The following is a 17761-nucleotide window of genomic DNA, read 5'->3' on the forward strand; positions in this document are numbered from 1 at the left end:
TCGCCGCTCGGCATGTCTCGTCAGCGGAAGCGAGCCCTCCGGACCCGCCGCTTGGGTTTGCAGATTGCAGCTTGCCGGAACTTCTTGCCCCATGATCTACGTTAATGCGTCACTCAGCGCTTATCCCACCTCACGCGTCACGTTATTTCCAGCAAACGATGGTCTCGCCGGATAACGCATCCGACTGCGGACCACACAAGAACATGACGATATTGGACATATCCTCCGGCTGGGCGATCTGCTGTAAACGCGAGCGGTCCTCTTGGCCAGAAACGGTTCGGGTAGCGAGGAATCGAGCCGTATATGTCGGCGCCGGGGAAATACAATTGACGTTGACGTCGAACGGGCGAAGCTGCTCCGCTAAGCTGCGGGTGTATTGGGAAATGCCCATCTTCGCCGCGGCGTAAATAATGCCTTCCCGCACCGGGATATGCCCGGCAATCGATCCCACATTGACGATTTTACCGGAACGGCGCTCGCGCATATGCAGGCCAGCGAACTTACATGCATACATCGTTGACAGCAGATTGCGTTCTACGACCGAGCGGATGTCTTCCACAGAGATATCGAGCGCGTCGTTCGGGTCCGGGCGCGGCGTATGCCGGCCGATATCGCCGCCGGCGTTATTGATTAAAATATCGAGCGATCCGAGCACCTCAATCGATTGCTCTATCAACGCCTTCACTTGCTCCGAATCGGACAGCTCCGCCGCGAGGAAACGGCTCTTAACGCCATATTGCGCAGCAATCTCCGCCGCCACGGCGCTGCCCGATACCGCCTCGTTAAAGCGAGCGGCGGCCTCCTCGTTTACATCATGAATAATGACGTTAGCGCCTGCATGAGCTAAGTCAATCGCGTATTGCTTACCAAGGCCTCTGCTGGAACCGGTTACAAGAGCGTTTTTACCACGTAAGTCCATTGTCGCCATCGGAATCACCTCATGGATAATTTGAATTGCAGCCTATTCAGAATAGCGCTTTCGTAAGTTCGATAAGTACGCTAGGCCCGCATCAAGCTCTTCAAGCTCGTAAGCGGCGATCTCCTCCGCCGATGCGCCCTTCTCAAACGGCGTGCGCCAATCGCCTTTCATTCTTGCATGATCCTCGACGAACCTGAGCAGGCGTGTTAATTGCAGCGCCGACCGTTGCGGGTATTCCGTCCAGAAGTCTTCCATCAGCACGCGGACATGCCGTGCTTCCAGGGCGCCGTGTTCGATCGACATCGTAACCTGCGGATTCGCTGCTTGAAAGATCCGAAGCAGTTCGGGGAAATCAATCACCCCTTGTCCGAGCGGCTTCCGTACGAGCCGATACCCTTCCTCAGACGTGTATATAGCATATTCTTTGAGATGCACATTTTTCACGCACGGGGCTACTCGTCGGAAAAAGTCAGTCGGCTCTTCAGCTGTAGCCAGTGGATTGCCTGTGTCCAGCGTGATCCCAAACTTCTCCGAACCGATCGTTTCGCACAGCCAGAGCAGCTCCTCGGACGCGAGGTCCTGGTGGTTCTCAACAGCTAAATTCGCGCCGGCCGGGTTAGCCGATTCCATGACTTCCTGGAACGAATGTAAAATCGATTGGAGGAACCGCTTCCAATCACCAGCCATATGCCTGCGGTCGCCGCCGAACCTGGCTCCGCCGACGACCGTTCGCACCGTCAGTGCCCCTATCCGGTCGGCCAGCTGCAGCGCTTCCTTCAGTGCCGCAGGTTCGAAGCCACCTGCACCTACATTGATAAATAGCCCCCGCTCGCGCGCATAGTCGGCTGCCTCGTCGGCATCGCTATGCTTCAACACATCAAGGGGAATTTCTCCGCCCTGCAGCCCGTATGCTTCCGCCGATTGAAGCAGCTCCTTGGCCGTAATGCGCGGCCGGCCAGCCGCTGGGGCAATGCCCATCGCATAGACTGTTCCATTTGCCGTTAGTCCGAACCTCATTCAATACACCTCCCCTAATGATTCCTTATTCTGAAGTCCAACCCCCGTCAATGACGAGTGACGACCCGGTCATAAAGCTGGATAGCTCTGACGCCAAATAAACGATGAGTCCGTTTAGCTCCCCCGGCTTCCCCCAGCGCTTGAGCGGCAAGTGATTCAGGAAAAATTGGTTCGCTTCCGGATTGTTGATGACGACCTGGTTCATCTCCGTCGCAAATGGTCCCGGACAGATGGCGTTTGCAGTAATGTTATGCTCGGCCCACTCAAGCGCCATTACCTTCGTCAGCTGGATTAATCCGCCCTTGCTGGAGCAGTAAGCAGACCGTTCCGCGAGTGCAACTTGGCCCAGCATTGAGGCGATGTTAATAATGCGGCCGAACTTTTGTTTGATCATGTGCGGTACGACTGCCTTGGCACACAGGAATGGCGCCTTTAGATTAGTCGTTTGCACCAAATCCCAGCTAGCTTCGTCGAAATCGAGAATCGGCTTGCGAACGTTGACACCGGCATTGTTGATCAGGATATCCAATCGTCCGAAGGTGCCGATCACTTGGTCCACCATCGCCTGAATTTGCTCATAATCGGTCACATCGACAGCAACCCCCAGCGTGTCTCGTCCCGTTTCCTTACGGATCAGTTCCGCACTTTCCTGCGCCTTCCGCTTGTCACGGCTAGTGACGGCGACACTCGCTCCGGCATTCGCCAACGCCCGGGCGAATTCCAGCCCCAATCCCTGGCTTCCGCCTGTAATAATTGCAACCTTGCCGTCCAGCTTGAAATTAGTCATCGTTGGTATATCCTCCATTATTCATGATTGAATTTCATCGCGGGGTAACCGATCTTCTGCGTTCGGATTTTGTGATTACACCAGTCCAGGCTCTTTCTAGTTCAGAAAACTGACCAATACCATCCCGAAAGCCGTCTGCCGTCGGCTTTAACACCAAGAGCGTGCAATGGGCGCATTTGCCGCAGCCGATAAAGGCCGCACGATACGGTTGGTTCATTCTCAACCCCTCTTTTAATCAACACAATGCTGTGGCGGAAACGTACACAAATCGCTCGAACCGTGCTAATACATGGCTCTTCTGCGTCGGGTGCCGATCGTATAGATAGTCGATAAAATAACCCGGGTGTTCCGAATTTCCTGCGAACATATCATAATGAAGCGGAATGACGGTATCGAAGCCGGCTGCGACCGAGAGCTCTGCCGCTTCCCGATAATTCATGTTGCCTACGATATTCTTTGCATTGCGGAACGGGTCGCGCCCGTTGATCGGTACCATACCGAGGTCTATCGATTCAGCTTGCAACGCTTCGATCAATCCGGGATATACAGTAGTGTCTCCAGCGTGATACATCGTAACGCCGTTGAGTTCCACATCATAGCCTACGAATCGGTGATCCAGCTCATCGTCATATTCCAACTCTTCATGGGCTGAGGGCAGCGGTTTGACCCGGAATCCCGGCCCATTCCACCACTCATTCGTTCGCGCCGAGATCAGCTTCTCCGGTCGAACCCCGAATTGCAGCATCGATTCCCGGCAATATCCCGGCGCCATATAAACCGGGTCTTCGTGGGCCTCCGCTAAAGCGGTAATTGTGTCCGGATCCATATGATCCATATGGTCATGGGTAACTAAAACATAATTCGCGTTCGTCATTTGCCCCGGCTCAAGCGGCGGCTCAAATGCCCGATACACTGAAGGAGTCAAATACGGATCGATGTAAATGACCGTATCTCCCCCCTTGACCGCGACGCTGCACTGGCCGAGAAACCAAATAGCGAGCATACCGAACGGTACACGGGTATCGTCGATCTCCCGGATTAGCGCTTCCCCTATACGTTTGTGTGGTTTGTCCGTCATAAGCCGATCCCCCCATTGATGTGCAGCTCTGTGCCGGTTACTTGGCTTGATTCATCAGACAATAAGAAGACGGTTCCATACCCCATATCTTCAGGTGTTTGCATGCGGCCAGAAGGAATATGCGACGACGCCTTCTTCTGCAAATCGTCCGGGCTTATGCCCATGTTCTGATGAAGTTCAATTTCCCCCTCGGAGGCAACCCAGCCGACGGTAACCCAGTTCGAACGTATATGCTTGCTTCCATAATGGGCTGCGATGTGGCGGTTTAACGTGAGCACTGCTCCTTTGGAACAGGAGTAAGCGGCCAATTCTTTTCCGCCTTTATAGCCGTTCGTCGAGCCCATATGGACGATGGAACCACCGCCGGTTTTCAGCATCGACTGAATCGCGTACATTGAACAGAAGAAAGCGCCTTTCATATTAACGGCAAAAATCGAATCAAACATTTCCTCGGATGTATCCACCATCGAGCCTCGCGGGAAAATGCCGGCGTTGTTTACAAGACCGTCGATTCTGCCAAACCTGTTAATCGTTTCATCGATCAGCTGCTTGCACGCCGTTTCTTTGCTGATGTCCCCTTTGACAAACAACGCCTCTGCGTTATCGACATCCTTTATCTCCTGTACAACTTTGGCACCGTCTTTTTCATTCCTTCCCCCCACCACAACCGACGCACCTTCTTTGGCGCACATCAAAGCGATTCCCTTCCCGATACCCTTCGTTCCACCTGTTATGACGACCACCTTGCCGTTAAGCCGGCTTCCCATGCCGATCCCGCCTTCCAGTGCATTCGCTCCATTTATTCTCTGTTTTATCCGCTTGTCATACCTCGATGAGATACGTATTCACAATCGAATCCAATTCGAGCTTCGCCAACTCCAAAGCGCTCTTGGCCTCGAAGTCTTCAATAAACAGTTCCAGCGACAAATATCCTCTATACCCGCTTTCGTACAGTCTCATATTTTTTTCATTCATCTAACATCCGATATGGATACCCACCGCCCTGTCTGAGCCGATTTCTCCACGGCTTCCAGCACCATTTGGTTGTTAAGGCCGTCCTCGAAATTAGGCTTCGGATTTTTGCCGTTGGCAATGCCGTTCATCAGTTCCGAGATCAGATTTATAAACGTATGCTCATAGCCGATAATATGGGCTGGCGGCCAATACGCTCCTGCAAAAGGATGGACTTCCTCCTGGCAATTAATGGAGCGGAACCCCTGCGTTCCGGTCTCATCATCTGCGGAATAAAATTGCAGGGTGTTCATCTGCTCCATATCCCAACGGATCGAACCCTTCGTGCCGTTGATTTCGAAGCGGTTTCCGTTGCGGTTGCCGCCGGCAAAGCGCGTAGCTTCAAAAACCCCGACAGCTCCGTTTTCGAAGCGGGCCATAAATATAGACGCATCGTCTACGTCGACTTTCCCGAGAGCTCCGCCCTTCACACTGGCGCTTAAGCCGCCGCTCATTTCTCCGATCGGACGTTCCTTGATAAAGGTTTCCATCATTCCGTTCACTTCCTTAAACTCGCCTACCAGAAAACGGGCAAGATCAAGCGAATGAGCGGCAAGATCCCCAAGCGCGCCGGTACCGCAAACTTCTTTTTTCAAACGCCATACCAACGGGAAGTTTGGGTCTATAATCCAGTCCTGCAAGTAATTCGCTCTAATATGATAGATGCTGCCGAGTTTTCCTTCGTCGATCAGCTTCTTCGCATATTGAACAGCGGGTACAAAGCGATAGTTATGGCAAATCATGTGGATAACCCCGGCTTTGTTGACCGCCTCCAGCATTTTTTGGGCTTGCTCCACGCTCATCGCAAGCGGCTTCTCGCAGAGGATATGTTTGCCTGCTTGAGCAGCGGCAATGGCAATTTCCGCATGAGCGTTATTCGGGGCACCGATATCGATCAAATCAATATCGTCTCGTTCGATCAGCTTGCGCCAATCGGTTTCGTACGATGCCCAACCCAGCTTCTGAGCAGCCGCCTTCACAGCTCCCTCGTTGCGTCCGCAAATCGCCTGCATCACCGGAATTCCGTCGCTGTCAAAAAAGAATGGCACGTCCCTGTATGCGTGGGAATGGGCCTTGCCCATGAATTTATAGCCAATCATGCCAATCCGGATTTGTTTTTTGCTCATCGTCATATGTCCTCCTTGAATTTCTTCTTCATAGAAGCCCACTGAGCCTGGGGAACCACATCAACAACCGCTTTTATTGTCATCTTGCCAAAATCGATAGCCGGTACATCCTCGAAGAACAACCGGTTCGTCTGGAGCATGCCCAGCATGCCTGGATAATGGCTCTCGATGTCGCGAAGACGATGGATGGCGGCCGTAAAATCGCGATACGACGCATTGACGGAGCCAATGATACACTTATTTTTGATGACCATTTCCTGATACGTCAAATCGCTCGGCAAATCCAGTCGGCCGCTGCCGGGAGTAATGCCGAGAAGCGCGAGGATTCCGTTATTGTTCACCAGTGGGATCGCCTCGTAACCGAGAGGCGCATGCCCGGTGCATTCCCAAACCATATCAAAGCTTATGCCCAATTGTTTCGAGTATGCGGTTAAACCGGACAAGAATGCGTCTTCGGCGGAGGATTCAGCTTCCCGGTAATGTGCTCCGATGCGGCGAATGATGTCCGCGTTCATGCTTGCAGAGTCAGATTTGGACCAAACGTACGTGTCAAGGCTGAGCACTCTGCATGTCAACGCCGCCAATATGCCCAAAGGCCCGGAACCTAAAATAAGCACCGTCCGAGGCTGCCATATCATGCGCTGCTGAATCTTTAAGGTTTGTGCATATACTTTTTCCACGATGCTTTGCGGTTCGACAAAAACCCCGTACGGCAGGCACTCATCAGGAACTTTAACAACATATTTTGAATGCTCCGCTACATACTCGCACAGATAGCCGTCCGCACCTGTTATCCCCCGTTCCGTGTAACGGCCGGTTTGGCAAAAGTCTTGCTGAGCGTTGCGGCAATTGACGCACGCTTCTTCACCGCAAGGTCTCCTTACAAGAGCCGTAACCAGATCACCGCGGGATAGTCCGGACTCGGATCCGGCTTCCTCGATAACGCCCAACAGCTCGTGACCGATTACCATTTCCGATCTGCCTTCGGGGTATCTGGCAAAGTTGTCTACGATGATCTCCCGGTCCGTTCCGTCGAGTCCGACGCAAAGCACCCGAATCAAAACGTCCTGCGGACCAGTCAAATCCGGCTTCGGGATATCCGTCAACGACACTGTCGCCTGACTCTCTCCGCCGCTGATCGTAATCGCTTTCAAAATCATCACTCCCTTAATCCGAATGCCATCCCTTTATCCGTCTGCAAATCTCTGTAATGTTGCCAAAAAGACTGCCGTCTGGCAGCCTGAATGACATGGAGCGTTTGTTTTATTTGGGCCTTAAAAAGGAAGCGCTCACAAAACCGCTTAAAGACATTATCCTCCTCCCGTTGCTTTAGGTTCTATTTAAATTGTAACAGCACCTTCATCATATTATTGGGATAGCTCATTGTAAAGAAATGTATTTCATGTTTCATTACTGTTATTCAAAACGAGTCTGAAGATGAACAACGCGATCCAAATTCAGCTGTCATTGTATATCATTCGTTGGTCGATCTCATCCTTTGACGGAACCGATCAAGGCGCCTTTCACAAAATGCTTTTGCAAAAACGGATAGACGATCAAAATTGGAATTGTGGATACCATAATTGCAGCCATGCGAATCGTAAATACATTCACCTGGTTTTGAAAGCCGATGGAAAGTCCCGACTGCCCGGCTGCAGCGCTCGTGTTGCTGATTAAATCATTGAGCACCAACTGCAGCTGCCACATATTCTTTTCCGTCATATAAAGGAGGGAGCTGAAGAAATCATTCCAGTACCCGACGGCGATAAACAAGGAGATCGTCGCAATAACGGCATTGGACAGCGGGAGCACGATACGGAAAAATACAGTCAAATCGCCCGCCCCATCGATCTTGGCCGCCTCCTCCAGCTCATCCGGTATGCCGCGGAAGAAGCTCAGCATGACAAAAATGTTCCATGCCCCCATTGCATTTGGCAGAATCAGCGCCCAGTAGGAATCGATTATGCCCAGCCCTTTGATCAGAAGATATGTGGGGATCAGCCCGCCACTGAACAGCATCGTGAACAGAATGAGCAGCGCAAAGGTCTTCTGCCCGCGCAGCCGCTTTCTGGAGAGGGCATAGGCCGTCGTCGCGGTGAATAACGTCCCGATCAGCACGCCGCCCAAGGTCGAGATAAACGTCACCTGAAAGCCGGTCAGCAGCGATATATTTTGCAATACCGCCTTGTAAGCGTATAACGAGAAGCCTTCAGGCTTCAGAAAAAGTCCGCCGCCCATTGTCTTTTCCGGTTCGCTTAACGAGCCCATGACGATATACCAAAACGGGTAGATCATCGCAACCATCAGCAAAATAAAAAACATATAATTCAGCACATGGAACAACCGTTCACCCTTTGATAATCCAATCAAGTCCTCACCTCCTACCAGAGCCCGTCTTGTCCGAATTTCTTCACGATTCTATTGGCCGATACGATTAAGATCATCGCAATCAAAGACTTAAATACGCCAGCCGCGGTTGCATAGCTGTAATTGGCGTCGGCAATCCCCACCCTGTAGACGTAAGTATCGATAATGTCGCCGACATCGTATACGAGCGGGCTGTAAAGCAGGAAGATTTGCTGAAATCCAGCTTCCAGAATGTTGGCCAAACTGAGGATAACGAGAATGATAATAACAGGCCGAATCGCCGGAAGCGTCACATGCCACATCTGCTTCGCTTTATTCGCCCCGTCCATTCGTGAGGCCTCGTACAGCTCCGGGTTTACTCCCGACATGGCCGCCAGATAAATGATCGTTCCCCATCCTACTTCCTTGTACAGATCGCTCACCACGAGAATGGAACGGAAGTAATCCACATTGATGAGAAAATCGATCGGCTTTCCGCCGGCGCCTTTGATTATATAATTGACCAGGCCATCGACCGGGTTCAGGAAGGTAATGAGGATGCCGGAGAAAATGACCCACGACACAAAATGGGGCAAATAAATAATCGATTGCGTTATCCGTTTAAAGACCATGTTCTTTAATTCATTGAGCAGCAGGGAAAGGATGATGGGAACGGAAAAGCCCGCCGCCAGCTTATACACACTGATCACCAGCGTATTGCGCAATATCTCGTAGAAATCTGGCGAGTGGAATAACTTGTTGAATTGCCCGAAACCGACCCATTCACTGCCCTTTATTCCGTTATAAATATTGTAATCCTGAAAGGCGATGACAATGCCGTACATCGGGGCGTAGCGAAAGACAAAAATCAGAAGCATGCCGGGCAATAACAGCAGATACAAATACCTGTCGCGCAAAATGTCCTTCCACAATTTCCGTTGACTGGAAGAACCCATATTTGTCCGGGCCAAGGTTTTTGCAGAGGTTTTCATTCGGACACCTCATCTCTTCTTGAAATGGAAGAGAAGCTCCTGGCCGGAGCTTACTCTTCACCTTTTTGCCATTAAGCTTTGTGCAGCGACTTACTTATAAGGAGTGATGTTTTCCTCGTACCATTTGTCATACTTGGCGTATTCCTCTTCCTGGGCACTATAAAGCGTGTTCGCTTCTTCATCGACTGCTTTACCGCCAAGCTGCTGATATTGGGCTACAAATTTGTCGAATTCATCGATCCCGAGCTTGCCTGTAATGATGCCCCAGAACGTCTCGTCGCGGGCTTTTTCGATATCCGTGGAATATTTGTCCCATTGCGGACGGTTCGTTGCTTTGAATACAGCGATCTTGTCGCGCATCGGCTGGGACGTTTTAATTTTGTATTCGAACATTTCGGTTACTTCGGGCAGATTGGAAAGGTTGGACGCGTCCTTGCGCGTGATTACCCAGGAGAAATTGTCGAGTCCAAGCTTGTTGGCTTCGTCTGGCGTGACTGATCTGTTATATATACCGTTATCCATTGTATAATGCTCGCCTTCCTTGCCGAAGCGGAGCAAGGAGTTGACCTCCGGCGAAGCAATAACATTGAGCACCTGCACCGCGTCGTCGGCGGAGCCCGTGTCGGTCACGACCAGGTAGCACCAGCCTCTTGGGGCAGACGGAATGTCGGACTTGAATCCGTCCGGTCCCGCCACCGGATCAATTGCCATATATTCGCCGTCCGGGTTGTTTTGTTTAAAATTAATGGTTGCATTGCTTGACGGATTGAAGTTGGCGACCCAACGGTAGAACGCCCCGACCTTGCCAGAAGCATAAATTTCATCGACTTTTTCGTTTGTAATGTTCGCGGCACTGGCCATTCGGGGGTCAATAACGCCTTCACCATACAGTTGGGCAATCTGCTGCAGCGCTGTTTTGACCTGCGGCATAGTGGCGCCGTATTTGATCGATCCGTCATCCTGCTTGATGAACGCATCGGGATCCACCCCGTATGCGTAGAAGAACGGAGCGAGACTGCGGAAAAAGTAATCACCCGACAAGCCGTACGTATCCTTTTTGCCGTTGCCGTCCGGGTCATCGTTCGTAAAGGCTCGGAGGGTGTTGACGAATTCATCAAGCGTTTTCGGCACCTCAAGCCCTAATTTATCCAACCAATCCTTGCGAATGATTGTGGTCATGGTGCCAGCTTCCGCGACATCTCCGGGGATTTGATACAATTTACCGCTGGAATCCCAATGATAAAACAACGTATCCTTGGTATAGTAATCGATAATTTCCTTGCCGTATTTCTGCAGCGATGGAGTAAGGTCCTGAACGATGCCCGCCTGGACCCACTTCGTATATTCCTTCGTATCGCCGGTCCATAGTATATTCGGTCGGGTGTTCTTGGCGCTCATCAGTAAGTTGATCTTCGTATCTACCTCTGAAGCCGGCAGGAAGATCGGATCGATCGTCACCTGTCTGCCGAGTTTATCTGTCAGCTGCTCCTCTAAAGTCTTCTCAGCCCACGAATCCGGCGTCTTCGGGCCGCCATTCAGCGTAATGCTGAGATCTAGCGGCTTCGGCGCGGCGGTATTGGCTGTCCCGTTGTTCGCTGGTGCATTGTTTCCGCTGTTTTCGCCGTTCGAGCAAGCGGCGACAAGCAGCATCATGCCGGCCAGCGTCAGCCCCAGCCATTTCGTTTTGATTTGTTTCTTCATCTTCAATCCCTCCTCAATGTTCAACGGTTGACCAAATTTGTAATCGCCTCCAAAATTCCGATAAGTGAATCCGATTAACCCGGAAATACATGGTCAAAGCCTGCTTTGGTCCGCTTCAGAAGCTCCTCAGGATCACCTGCGGGCAGCTCTGGAGTCAACACCTCTTGTGCTACCGCCCCGTCATAGCCGATCTTCTTCAATGCGGTGAGGAAGCCTTTCAAATCTATTACGCCTTCACCTGTGTATAGGCGGTCGTTGTCTCTCAGCTCCTTAACCGGCAAATCTTTGGCATCGTTGATGTGAACATGTACAATTTGTTCTGCCTTCAACTGGTCCAGTTGGGACGGTTTAAATCCGGTCGTATGGCAGTGATAGGAATCAACCAGCAGTCCGACATTGGGGAGGCCAATTGCGGCGGCCATATCGAGCGTTTCCTCGACTGTCCAAATAAATGGATTCTCCCTGGACGTGCGTGCATGGTGAGCTCCAACGAATTCCAGACCAAACCGCAGCCCATATGCACCCAGAATTTCTGCACAGACACGAAGCCGATAGATGGCCTGCGCCATAAAGCGGGCGGACGGATTATCTGTGGAAGGCAGAATGTATGTGACACAGCGAGTACAGTTGAGCGCAGCCGCAGCCGCTGCTGACTCGGCGAGAGCAGGCAGCGTTTGCCTGAATTCTGCATCTGTGCTGCGCCAATCAACCGGGAGACCGATCGCGCCGATCACAATGCCGGTTTCGGCAAGCAAGCTTGCCGCGCCCTCCAAGCCCAAAGTACCTATCAAACTTTTCGCATCAATGTCCACCGATTCGAAACCGTATTCTGCCGCTTTACGGATAAATTCCTCATTGCTCCAAGTTGATCCCAATCCGGCTCGGGTCAGTCCTCTAATCATGTACTTGCCTCCTTATCGCTTCCTGTATCCATTTACTCAAGTAGGGGAATTAGATCGTCAGTCAAGCCTCAACCGCAATTATTCTGATAATGAGATAACCTTGCTGCCATTAGCGGCGCTCTTCCATGCCGCTTCCGTTAATCGGGCGATTCTTAAACCGCAGCCGGATGGTGCAGCTGCTTCACTCACTCTTCCAAGTACGAGGTCAACGAAGTCGATGTCCGGATCGCTCGAAGCTGGAAGCTCCTCTACCGACACCTCAGTAAGGGACTTTTCTCCTTCCCTCGCGACCAGTATCTTATTGTTGCGGTATAAGACCGATCCTTTATCACCGTGGATCGAAACATCCTCATGCCAGCTGATGCTGGCACTGCCAACCACATTAAAGGTCGCGATTGCGCCCCCCTTGAAACGGACGGTCACGGCGGAATCGATATCGACTTCCCTGCCGTGGTTCTCAATGACTGCAGACACGCTTTCCGGCTCGAGACCAGTCACCCAAAGCACGACATCCAGCAGATGGCTGCCCGAATCGTTCAACTGCCCGCCGCACGATAAAGCAAGGTTTTGCCTCCATGACCCGGTTGCGCCGATCAGCCATCTTTGTGCTTGATAAGCGCAGATGTAGTTGATCTTCCCCAATTCCCCCTTCTCTATCAAGTCGTGGATATAGATATAAGGGCTCATCAGGTGACGCTGGTAGGCGACAGCCAAATGCCGGTTCTGCTTCTCGGCATGTGCAATAATGCGCTCCGCATGATCGGAGCCGCTTACGAACGGCTTCTCCATGAGCACGTGGAGGCCGCCGTCAAGGCATGCCATTCCCTGTTCAAAATGCATGCTGTGAGGCGAAACAATTACAGCTGCGTCCGCGCCGGACTGCGAGATCGCCTGCCGGTAGTCCGCATAGACGGCTATGTTTGCGAGCTCAGGATAAGTTTCCTTCACTAGCCCGATTGCCGTATCGGACGGATCCGCCAAAGCGACGATTTCAGCCTCAGGCACATTCAAAAGTCTACGGATGTGCTGCCTTCCCATACCCCCTACACCAATCATAAGAAAACGAACTTTTGCCATCGTAACGCCTCCCATAAAGAAATTTTATTCATTGCGAAAATCCAGGCCGATCCGGTTTCAAACAGAAAACAGTTGAAATAAAGCGCTTACATACCATGTTCAAAAAAAGATTGTTGTACCAAAGTAGATAAACACGCACTGTTACGAACGTTACATTATCATCATTATGCACACCAATCTGTTTGCGTAGATTATAACACCATAGCATTTTGGTGTAAATATCATTTTTATGCAGGTGTTAACAGGTCTTATTTGTTGTTTTCGACAAATTTTTAAACTGAAAATAATGTTACAATCTAAATGACTCAATCATTCGTAAAGTAAACAATATCGCAAAGTTTGCACAATAGTTGACAAATATTCTTCAACTATTAAAATTAAACTATGAATCGTACAAAGAGGGATTGGAAACTTGTGACCAAAAAAGTGACAACTTACGACATCTCCAATGAATTAGGAATCTCTAGAAACACGGTATCGAAGGCACTAAATAATCACGCGAGCATTTCGGAAGAGACCAGGAAAAAAGTCATAGAACAGGCTATTGCTATGGGTTACAACAAGATAATCTCCGGCTCCAGCGAACGACCCGCTATTTCCCGAAGTACGAAGTGCATTGCCTTCTTAACTCGAATCGACGTGAGTGCAAGCGGATATTGGATGAACCTGATGAGCGGCGTCGAAGATGTGCTCAGAGGAAGCGGTTACGACATGAAGATGTCCTTTATCAAAGATGAAGATATTATATCCCTCATGGTACCACCCATGCTGAACAGTACAATTGACGGATTTATCGTAGTGGGAATGGTGAACAAAGCCTACACCGAGAAATTACTGGAGCACTCCCTGCCGAAGGTTTTTATCGATTTGAATGCCGAGCTGCCGCTGACCGACCTCAAAACCGATCTGGTTTTAATGGAGAGCGAAGAAAGCGTATACCAGATTACCCGCCATCTGATTGAGTCGGGGCACCGGGAGATCGGCTTTATAGGAGATATTAATTCCCGCAGCTTGTTCGAACGTTGGATGGGATATAGCAGAGCCCTTCATGAATCGAATATTCCACAAAATCCAAATTACTGCATAACGAGCACACATTCTACCAGTTATCAATCCTTTGAGGGGATGGCCGATACACTTGGAGCGCTCGATCAGCTTCCTACCGCATTGATATGTGGTAACGACCTTATGGCGCTTCACGCCATCCGGTTCGTAAAGGAAAATGGAATGCGGGTTCCGGAAGATATCGCCATATCGGGTTTTGACCAAATGAAAGAAACGAAGCTTCTGGATATTTCGCTTACAACGGTTATGAATGATGAGTTTCAACTTGGGATGCGGGCAGCAGAGGAGTTGCTGTACCGGATGCAGCGCCCAAACAGACCTTTCGAGGTCATTCGCTTATCTACTAAGGTAAGCTTCGGGGAAAGCACGCGTACGACACGCGCCTGACGTGAATCAAACACTCAAAATCCAACCAGCGGCAATAATGAAAGTATAAAAGGACACCTATCTATCGGAAATAGTAAGCTCGTGCTGATACTCATTGAGTGTCGGCATTTTAATTTCTTGAAAGGAAAATATGTTGATAATCCCAGCATTCCTTTCTAGAGCAAATCCTTCACCTGTCTCTTCTTCGGACGTAAACTCTTCTAGTTAAACCACCTGGCTTAGATCGATTGCTCCGCCGCTCACAGTTCCCATCCGGAACACATCATTTGCGGTAATGCAGGTCCCATTCAACCGGGAAACCTTTTGCAGCAAAGCGCACATCCGCATTTCTCTAATACGCTGATCCGGTTGTGGCTGCACCCTCCACCCGTTCCCAAGGAAACTTTTACGCCGGAGAGGTCAGGGATTCGGGTGACACCTCTGCGAGAAACATATTGCTGGAGGGACAATGAGCCAGCGAGCCGCCGCGGCTGCCAATCCACCCGACCTCCGAATTATCCAATACACCTAACGAGTCTAAATAATGAATCGGCCTAAGGCCGTAATCCCTTATTATTTCCGCGACACAAATATGGAAATAGTATCCAGATCGACCGCCAGACGATGACCGGCCTTAATCATTTCCGGCATAGCCCCGTGCGGATTGTGTGGCGCCGGATAGACCGTAACCATCGGGTCCTCCCCCTGGAATTTGACGGCAAGAGAAAGGGTACGTTCCACGGCTTCCTCCACCGTCTCCCTGTACGCCGCTGGAGCGCCGCTCCAATCGTACATCGTCCGGGCCATGAACCAGAGGATTTTTAAGGAAGAAGGGCATGAGCGCCTTCAAATCGGCATATCCCATTAAGAGGTGCAATCTGCCTCTGCTGTTAACCATGCGGTTGAGAGTAATCTCAGCCATCTTTCGGTGCAGGAAATTTGTTGGAAACTGTCATTTATAAAATAAAGGAGATGAACACTATCGAAAAAATATCGATCAGCCTAACTCAGTTTCTTGACTTCTCGTTGAAGCCGAGTGGACCTGGGAAGGTGTCCTCGATCCGTAAAATAAAGTACAACGAATACTCTGTGGCGGCGGATTACTGGAAGGGACTTCGTGATGCTATTCCAAAATTCCATGAGCAGGGATTAACATTTGATTATTTAGAGAGCATAGCTACCAGTGCAAACGACAAGAGAAAAAGTCGTTATACCGATGCAGTAAACGCATATAAAAAGTTTCTTGGCAAAAAAGAGATTCAATGGTTCGATCCAGGTAAATCGTTTTGGACGTTCGAAAATCTGTCGGTTAAATCCCACGCTGAATTAGGTCTGGTCATAAACGAACAACCTCATCTGGTTAAGCTTTATTTCAAGCAGGATCCGATTGATAAAAGGAGATCCAAAACAGCCTTGGCGCTTATGGTAGCATCCACCAAATCGGATACAAATACCGATGCGATGCACTCCATTCTCGATGTCAATAAAAATAAATTATATCTTGCTTCAGAAGATCAGGATGATCTGGACATCCTGCTCGCCCTGGATGGAGAAGCTGCACAGTTCATTCAGATATGGAATAGCATTTAAGGAGCAAATTCATTTTGAGCTTGCGCGCAGTCATCACATATCAAACGGCTATCATCAAGCTCGAATGTTGCGGGTTTCTCGCAATGCTTCATCATTCGCTATTCGCTTATTTTTGGAGGACCGGGTTAGGCGGCAGTGGCCCATGCCCTTCACCTCATCAACCACCGGCCAAGAAATGCACGGGCTGGATATTTTCTCACCAATCGTTCGTGGGTGAGGTGTCGCACTTAGCTTGACAATCCGTCAAAAATAGAAAAAGTCCTTTTGGGAATAATAATTCTACTTTGAATAAATTGGAGGCTTTAAAACAATGAACATTCAGCGGGCAACTGCAATCTCCAAATCAGTTGATATGGTGAAAGTCAGCTGCGAAGGGACACAGGTGTATATTCAACACGTCGATGAACAGACGAAATCGGCGAGAATTTTCCCCATAGGGCAGCCGGAGCAAGAGCGCAGCGTCCTCGTGGATAGTCTCACCGAAGAATTCGAGTAACAAGCGACGTCCGTTACGGATGCGCGGTCAGTTATATGCACACAGGCACAGGGGAAAACAGCAAATTAAATCCTGCTCAAAGAAGGTTTAACAGATTAGCCTATTCTCTTTGAACTAGGTCAGATCTGGTTATTAAGACTAACTGCTCTTGGAGTGCAGCTGCAATGGGATTTAAAAGAAACGCTAAAGAAGGATGCACAAGCCAAGTCTCTTGTGCATCCTTCTTTCTGAGTGCGGCCTATTGCCATCGATCGTAAGACAAGCAGTCTGCTCTCTGCGGTCAAGCGTTTGAAATGGTTCTTGACATCCCGGCAAATCCCGAGGGGGTAAGCGCGTCCAGCAGGCAAATATGTTCCGCGCATCTCATGTGCAAGAACAGTAAAGCTCATTAATCCATATATTGCTCATCTGGCTCGTGTAAAGCGGAAGCCAAGATTTTCTCAGCGACGAATTCAGGGGTATCAGCAGGAGTGGAAGAACCTTGTCGCTGCTGCTGCCGAACACCAAGAGCGTTTTTGCCAAAATCCGTTGCGGTTGAGCGCGGATAGACAGTAATTATCCGGATATTCTCTGAGGCTAATTCACCTCGTGCCGTATCGGAAAGCATGTTCAAAGCGGCTTTGGTAGCTGCATAGGCTGCCATTCCAGCAATACGCATCTTGGAGACCACTGAGCTTATATTGATGATCAGCCCTCCCCCCTGCTCTCGCATGATAGGGATCACAGCTTGGATAGCTGCCAATGGTCCAAACACATTGAGGTCCAGGGTCTTGCGGAAGTCATCAGGATTGAGGTCAGCGATCGTGCCAACGGCAGCTTGTCCTACGTTATTAATGATCACGTCCAAGCGACCAAAGTGGCGCACCGTCTCTTCAATGACTCTTTGAACTTGCTTCGGATCGCTCACGTCAGCGGGCAGAGCGACGGCTTCACTTCCCTGGCTCTGCAATTCCTCGGCGAGATGGTTGAGTGCATCGGCAGATCGGGCTACCAGTGCTAATTTAGCACCAGCATTGGCAAAGCGGCGTGCTGTGGCTAAGCCGATACCAGCGGATGCTCCAGTAATAAGAACGACCTTGTCACGAATTTCCATAATAAATGTTCCTTTCTTTGAGAAGAGTGGCCAAACTGTTTATGGGAGGAATCGGTCAAACAGGTTCATGAAAGAATAAACGGATAATGAAATGAGCAAAATAGATCGGCATCAAGGCGCTCTGCTTGTGCTCGTCAAGGCGCTGGAGGGTTGTCTTCAAGATTCCGAGGCATGTGTTTGAGCAGGCGCATCAA

At 50.2% G+C, this 17761-nt stretch carries 18 protein-coding genes; 3 read left to right on the forward strand and 15 right to left on the reverse strand.

Annotated features, from left to right (window positions below; genetic code table 11):
* Positions 1-142: 142 nt before the first annotated feature.
* From AC0YOA_RS23245 to AC0YOA_RS23305, 13 genes are all read right to left on the reverse strand, one after another.
* A complete protein-coding gene (locus tag AC0YOA_RS23245; protein WP_475788650.1) occupies positions 143-928 on the reverse strand; it encodes an SDR family NAD(P)-dependent oxidoreductase in 786 nt (261 codons plus the stop codon).
* A 33-nt stretch (positions 929-961) separates the two neighbouring features.
* Entirely contained in the window at positions 962-1936 is a 975-nt protein-coding gene (locus tag AC0YOA_RS23250; RefSeq protein ID WP_475788651.1) for a sugar phosphate isomerase/epimerase family protein, read from the reverse strand.
* A 25-nt stretch (positions 1937-1961) separates the two neighbouring features.
* The gene (locus AC0YOA_RS23255; RefSeq protein ID WP_475788652.1) at positions 1962-2723 is read right to left on the reverse strand and encodes an SDR family NAD(P)-dependent oxidoreductase; all 762 of its coding nucleotides are present in this window, start codon (positions 2721-2723) and stop codon (positions 1962-1964) included.
* A 235-nt stretch (positions 2724-2958) separates the two neighbouring features.
* Complete coding sequence (locus AC0YOA_RS23260; RefSeq protein WP_475788653.1) at positions 2959-3801, reverse strand: MBL fold metallo-hydrolase; 843 nt, start codon at positions 3799-3801, stop codon at positions 2959-2961.
* Positions 3798-4568 (reverse strand): SDR family NAD(P)-dependent oxidoreductase, encoded by a 771-nt coding sequence (locus tag AC0YOA_RS23265; protein WP_475788654.1) that lies wholly within the window; start codon positions 4566-4568, stop codon positions 3798-3800. Before AC0YOA_RS23265 ends, AC0YOA_RS23260 begins: the two co-directional genes overlap by 4 nt.
* A 55-nt stretch (positions 4569-4623) precedes the next feature.
* A complete protein-coding gene (locus AC0YOA_RS23270; RefSeq protein ID WP_475788655.1) occupies positions 4624-4776 on the reverse strand; it encodes a hypothetical protein in 153 nt (50 codons plus the stop codon).
* A complete protein-coding gene (locus AC0YOA_RS23275; RefSeq protein WP_475788656.1) occupies positions 4773-5939 on the reverse strand; it encodes a Gfo/Idh/MocA family protein in 1167 nt (388 codons plus the stop codon). Before AC0YOA_RS23275 ends, AC0YOA_RS23270 begins: the two co-directional genes overlap by 4 nt.
* Positions 5940-5941: 2 nt before the next feature.
* Positions 5942-7099, reverse strand: a complete 1158-nt coding sequence (locus AC0YOA_RS23280) for a glucose 1-dehydrogenase (protein ID WP_475788705.1) — start codon at positions 7097-7099, stop codon at positions 5942-5944.
* 331 nt (positions 7100-7430) lie between these two features.
* A complete protein-coding gene (locus AC0YOA_RS23285; RefSeq protein ID WP_475788657.1) occupies positions 7431-8309 on the reverse strand; it encodes a carbohydrate ABC transporter permease in 879 nt (292 codons plus the stop codon).
* Between the two features lie 11 nt (positions 8310-8320).
* The gene (locus AC0YOA_RS23290) at positions 8321-9277 is read right to left on the reverse strand and encodes an ABC transporter permease (protein WP_475788658.1); all 957 of its coding nucleotides are present in this window, start codon (positions 9275-9277) and stop codon (positions 8321-8323) included.
* 90 nt (positions 9278-9367) lie between these two features.
* Positions 9368-10978 (reverse strand): type 2 periplasmic-binding domain-containing protein, encoded by a 1611-nt coding sequence (locus AC0YOA_RS23295; protein ID WP_475788659.1) that lies wholly within the window; start codon positions 10976-10978, stop codon positions 9368-9370.
* A gap of 74 nt (positions 10979-11052) precedes the next feature.
* Positions 11053-11880 carry a sugar phosphate isomerase/epimerase family protein gene (locus AC0YOA_RS23300; RefSeq protein WP_475788660.1) on the reverse strand — a complete coding sequence of 276 codons (828 nt, stop codon included), beginning with the start codon at positions 11878-11880 and terminating at the stop codon, positions 11053-11055.
* A gap of 78 nt (positions 11881-11958) precedes the next feature.
* Positions 11959-12957: a Gfo/Idh/MocA family protein gene (locus tag AC0YOA_RS23305; RefSeq protein ID WP_475788661.1), complete on the reverse strand. Its 999-nt coding sequence runs from the start codon at positions 12955-12957 to the stop codon at positions 11959-11961.
* A gap of 384 nt (positions 12958-13341) precedes the next feature.
* Here AC0YOA_RS23305 and AC0YOA_RS23310 point away from each other — a divergent pair, with 384 nt between their 5' ends.
* Positions 13342-14409, forward strand: coding sequence for a LacI family DNA-binding transcriptional regulator (locus tag AC0YOA_RS23310; protein ID WP_475788662.1), 1068 nt, complete (start codon positions 13342-13344; stop codon positions 14407-14409).
* 552 nt (positions 14410-14961) lie between these two features.
* On the opposite strand, the gene AC0YOA_RS23315 is transcribed toward AC0YOA_RS23310, so the two are convergent.
* Entirely contained in the window at positions 14962-15195 is a 234-nt protein-coding gene (locus AC0YOA_RS23315; RefSeq protein WP_475788663.1) for a hypothetical protein, read from the reverse strand.
* Between the two features lie 135 nt (positions 15196-15330).
* Between AC0YOA_RS23315 and AC0YOA_RS23320 the strand changes: the two genes are divergently transcribed.
* Both AC0YOA_RS23320 and AC0YOA_RS23325 read left to right on the forward strand, forming a co-directional pair.
* Positions 15331-15978 carry a hypothetical protein gene (locus AC0YOA_RS23320; RefSeq protein WP_475788664.1) on the forward strand — a complete coding sequence of 216 codons (648 nt, stop codon included), beginning with the start codon at positions 15331-15333 and terminating at the stop codon, positions 15976-15978.
* Between the two features lie 310 nt (positions 15979-16288).
* Positions 16289-16474: an H-type small acid-soluble spore protein gene (locus tag AC0YOA_RS23325; protein WP_475788665.1), complete on the forward strand. Its 186-nt coding sequence runs from the start codon at positions 16289-16291 to the stop codon at positions 16472-16474.
* Between the two features lie 388 nt (positions 16475-16862).
* Here the strand turns inward: AC0YOA_RS23325 and AC0YOA_RS23330 are convergent, their stop codons facing one another.
* Positions 16863-17567: an SDR family NAD(P)-dependent oxidoreductase gene (locus AC0YOA_RS23330; RefSeq protein WP_475788666.1), complete on the reverse strand. Its 705-nt coding sequence runs from the start codon at positions 17565-17567 to the stop codon at positions 16863-16865.
* Between the last annotated feature and the right edge of the window lie 194 nt (positions 17568-17761).

Source organism: Paenibacillus sp. JT22N12 (assembly GCF_056269365.1).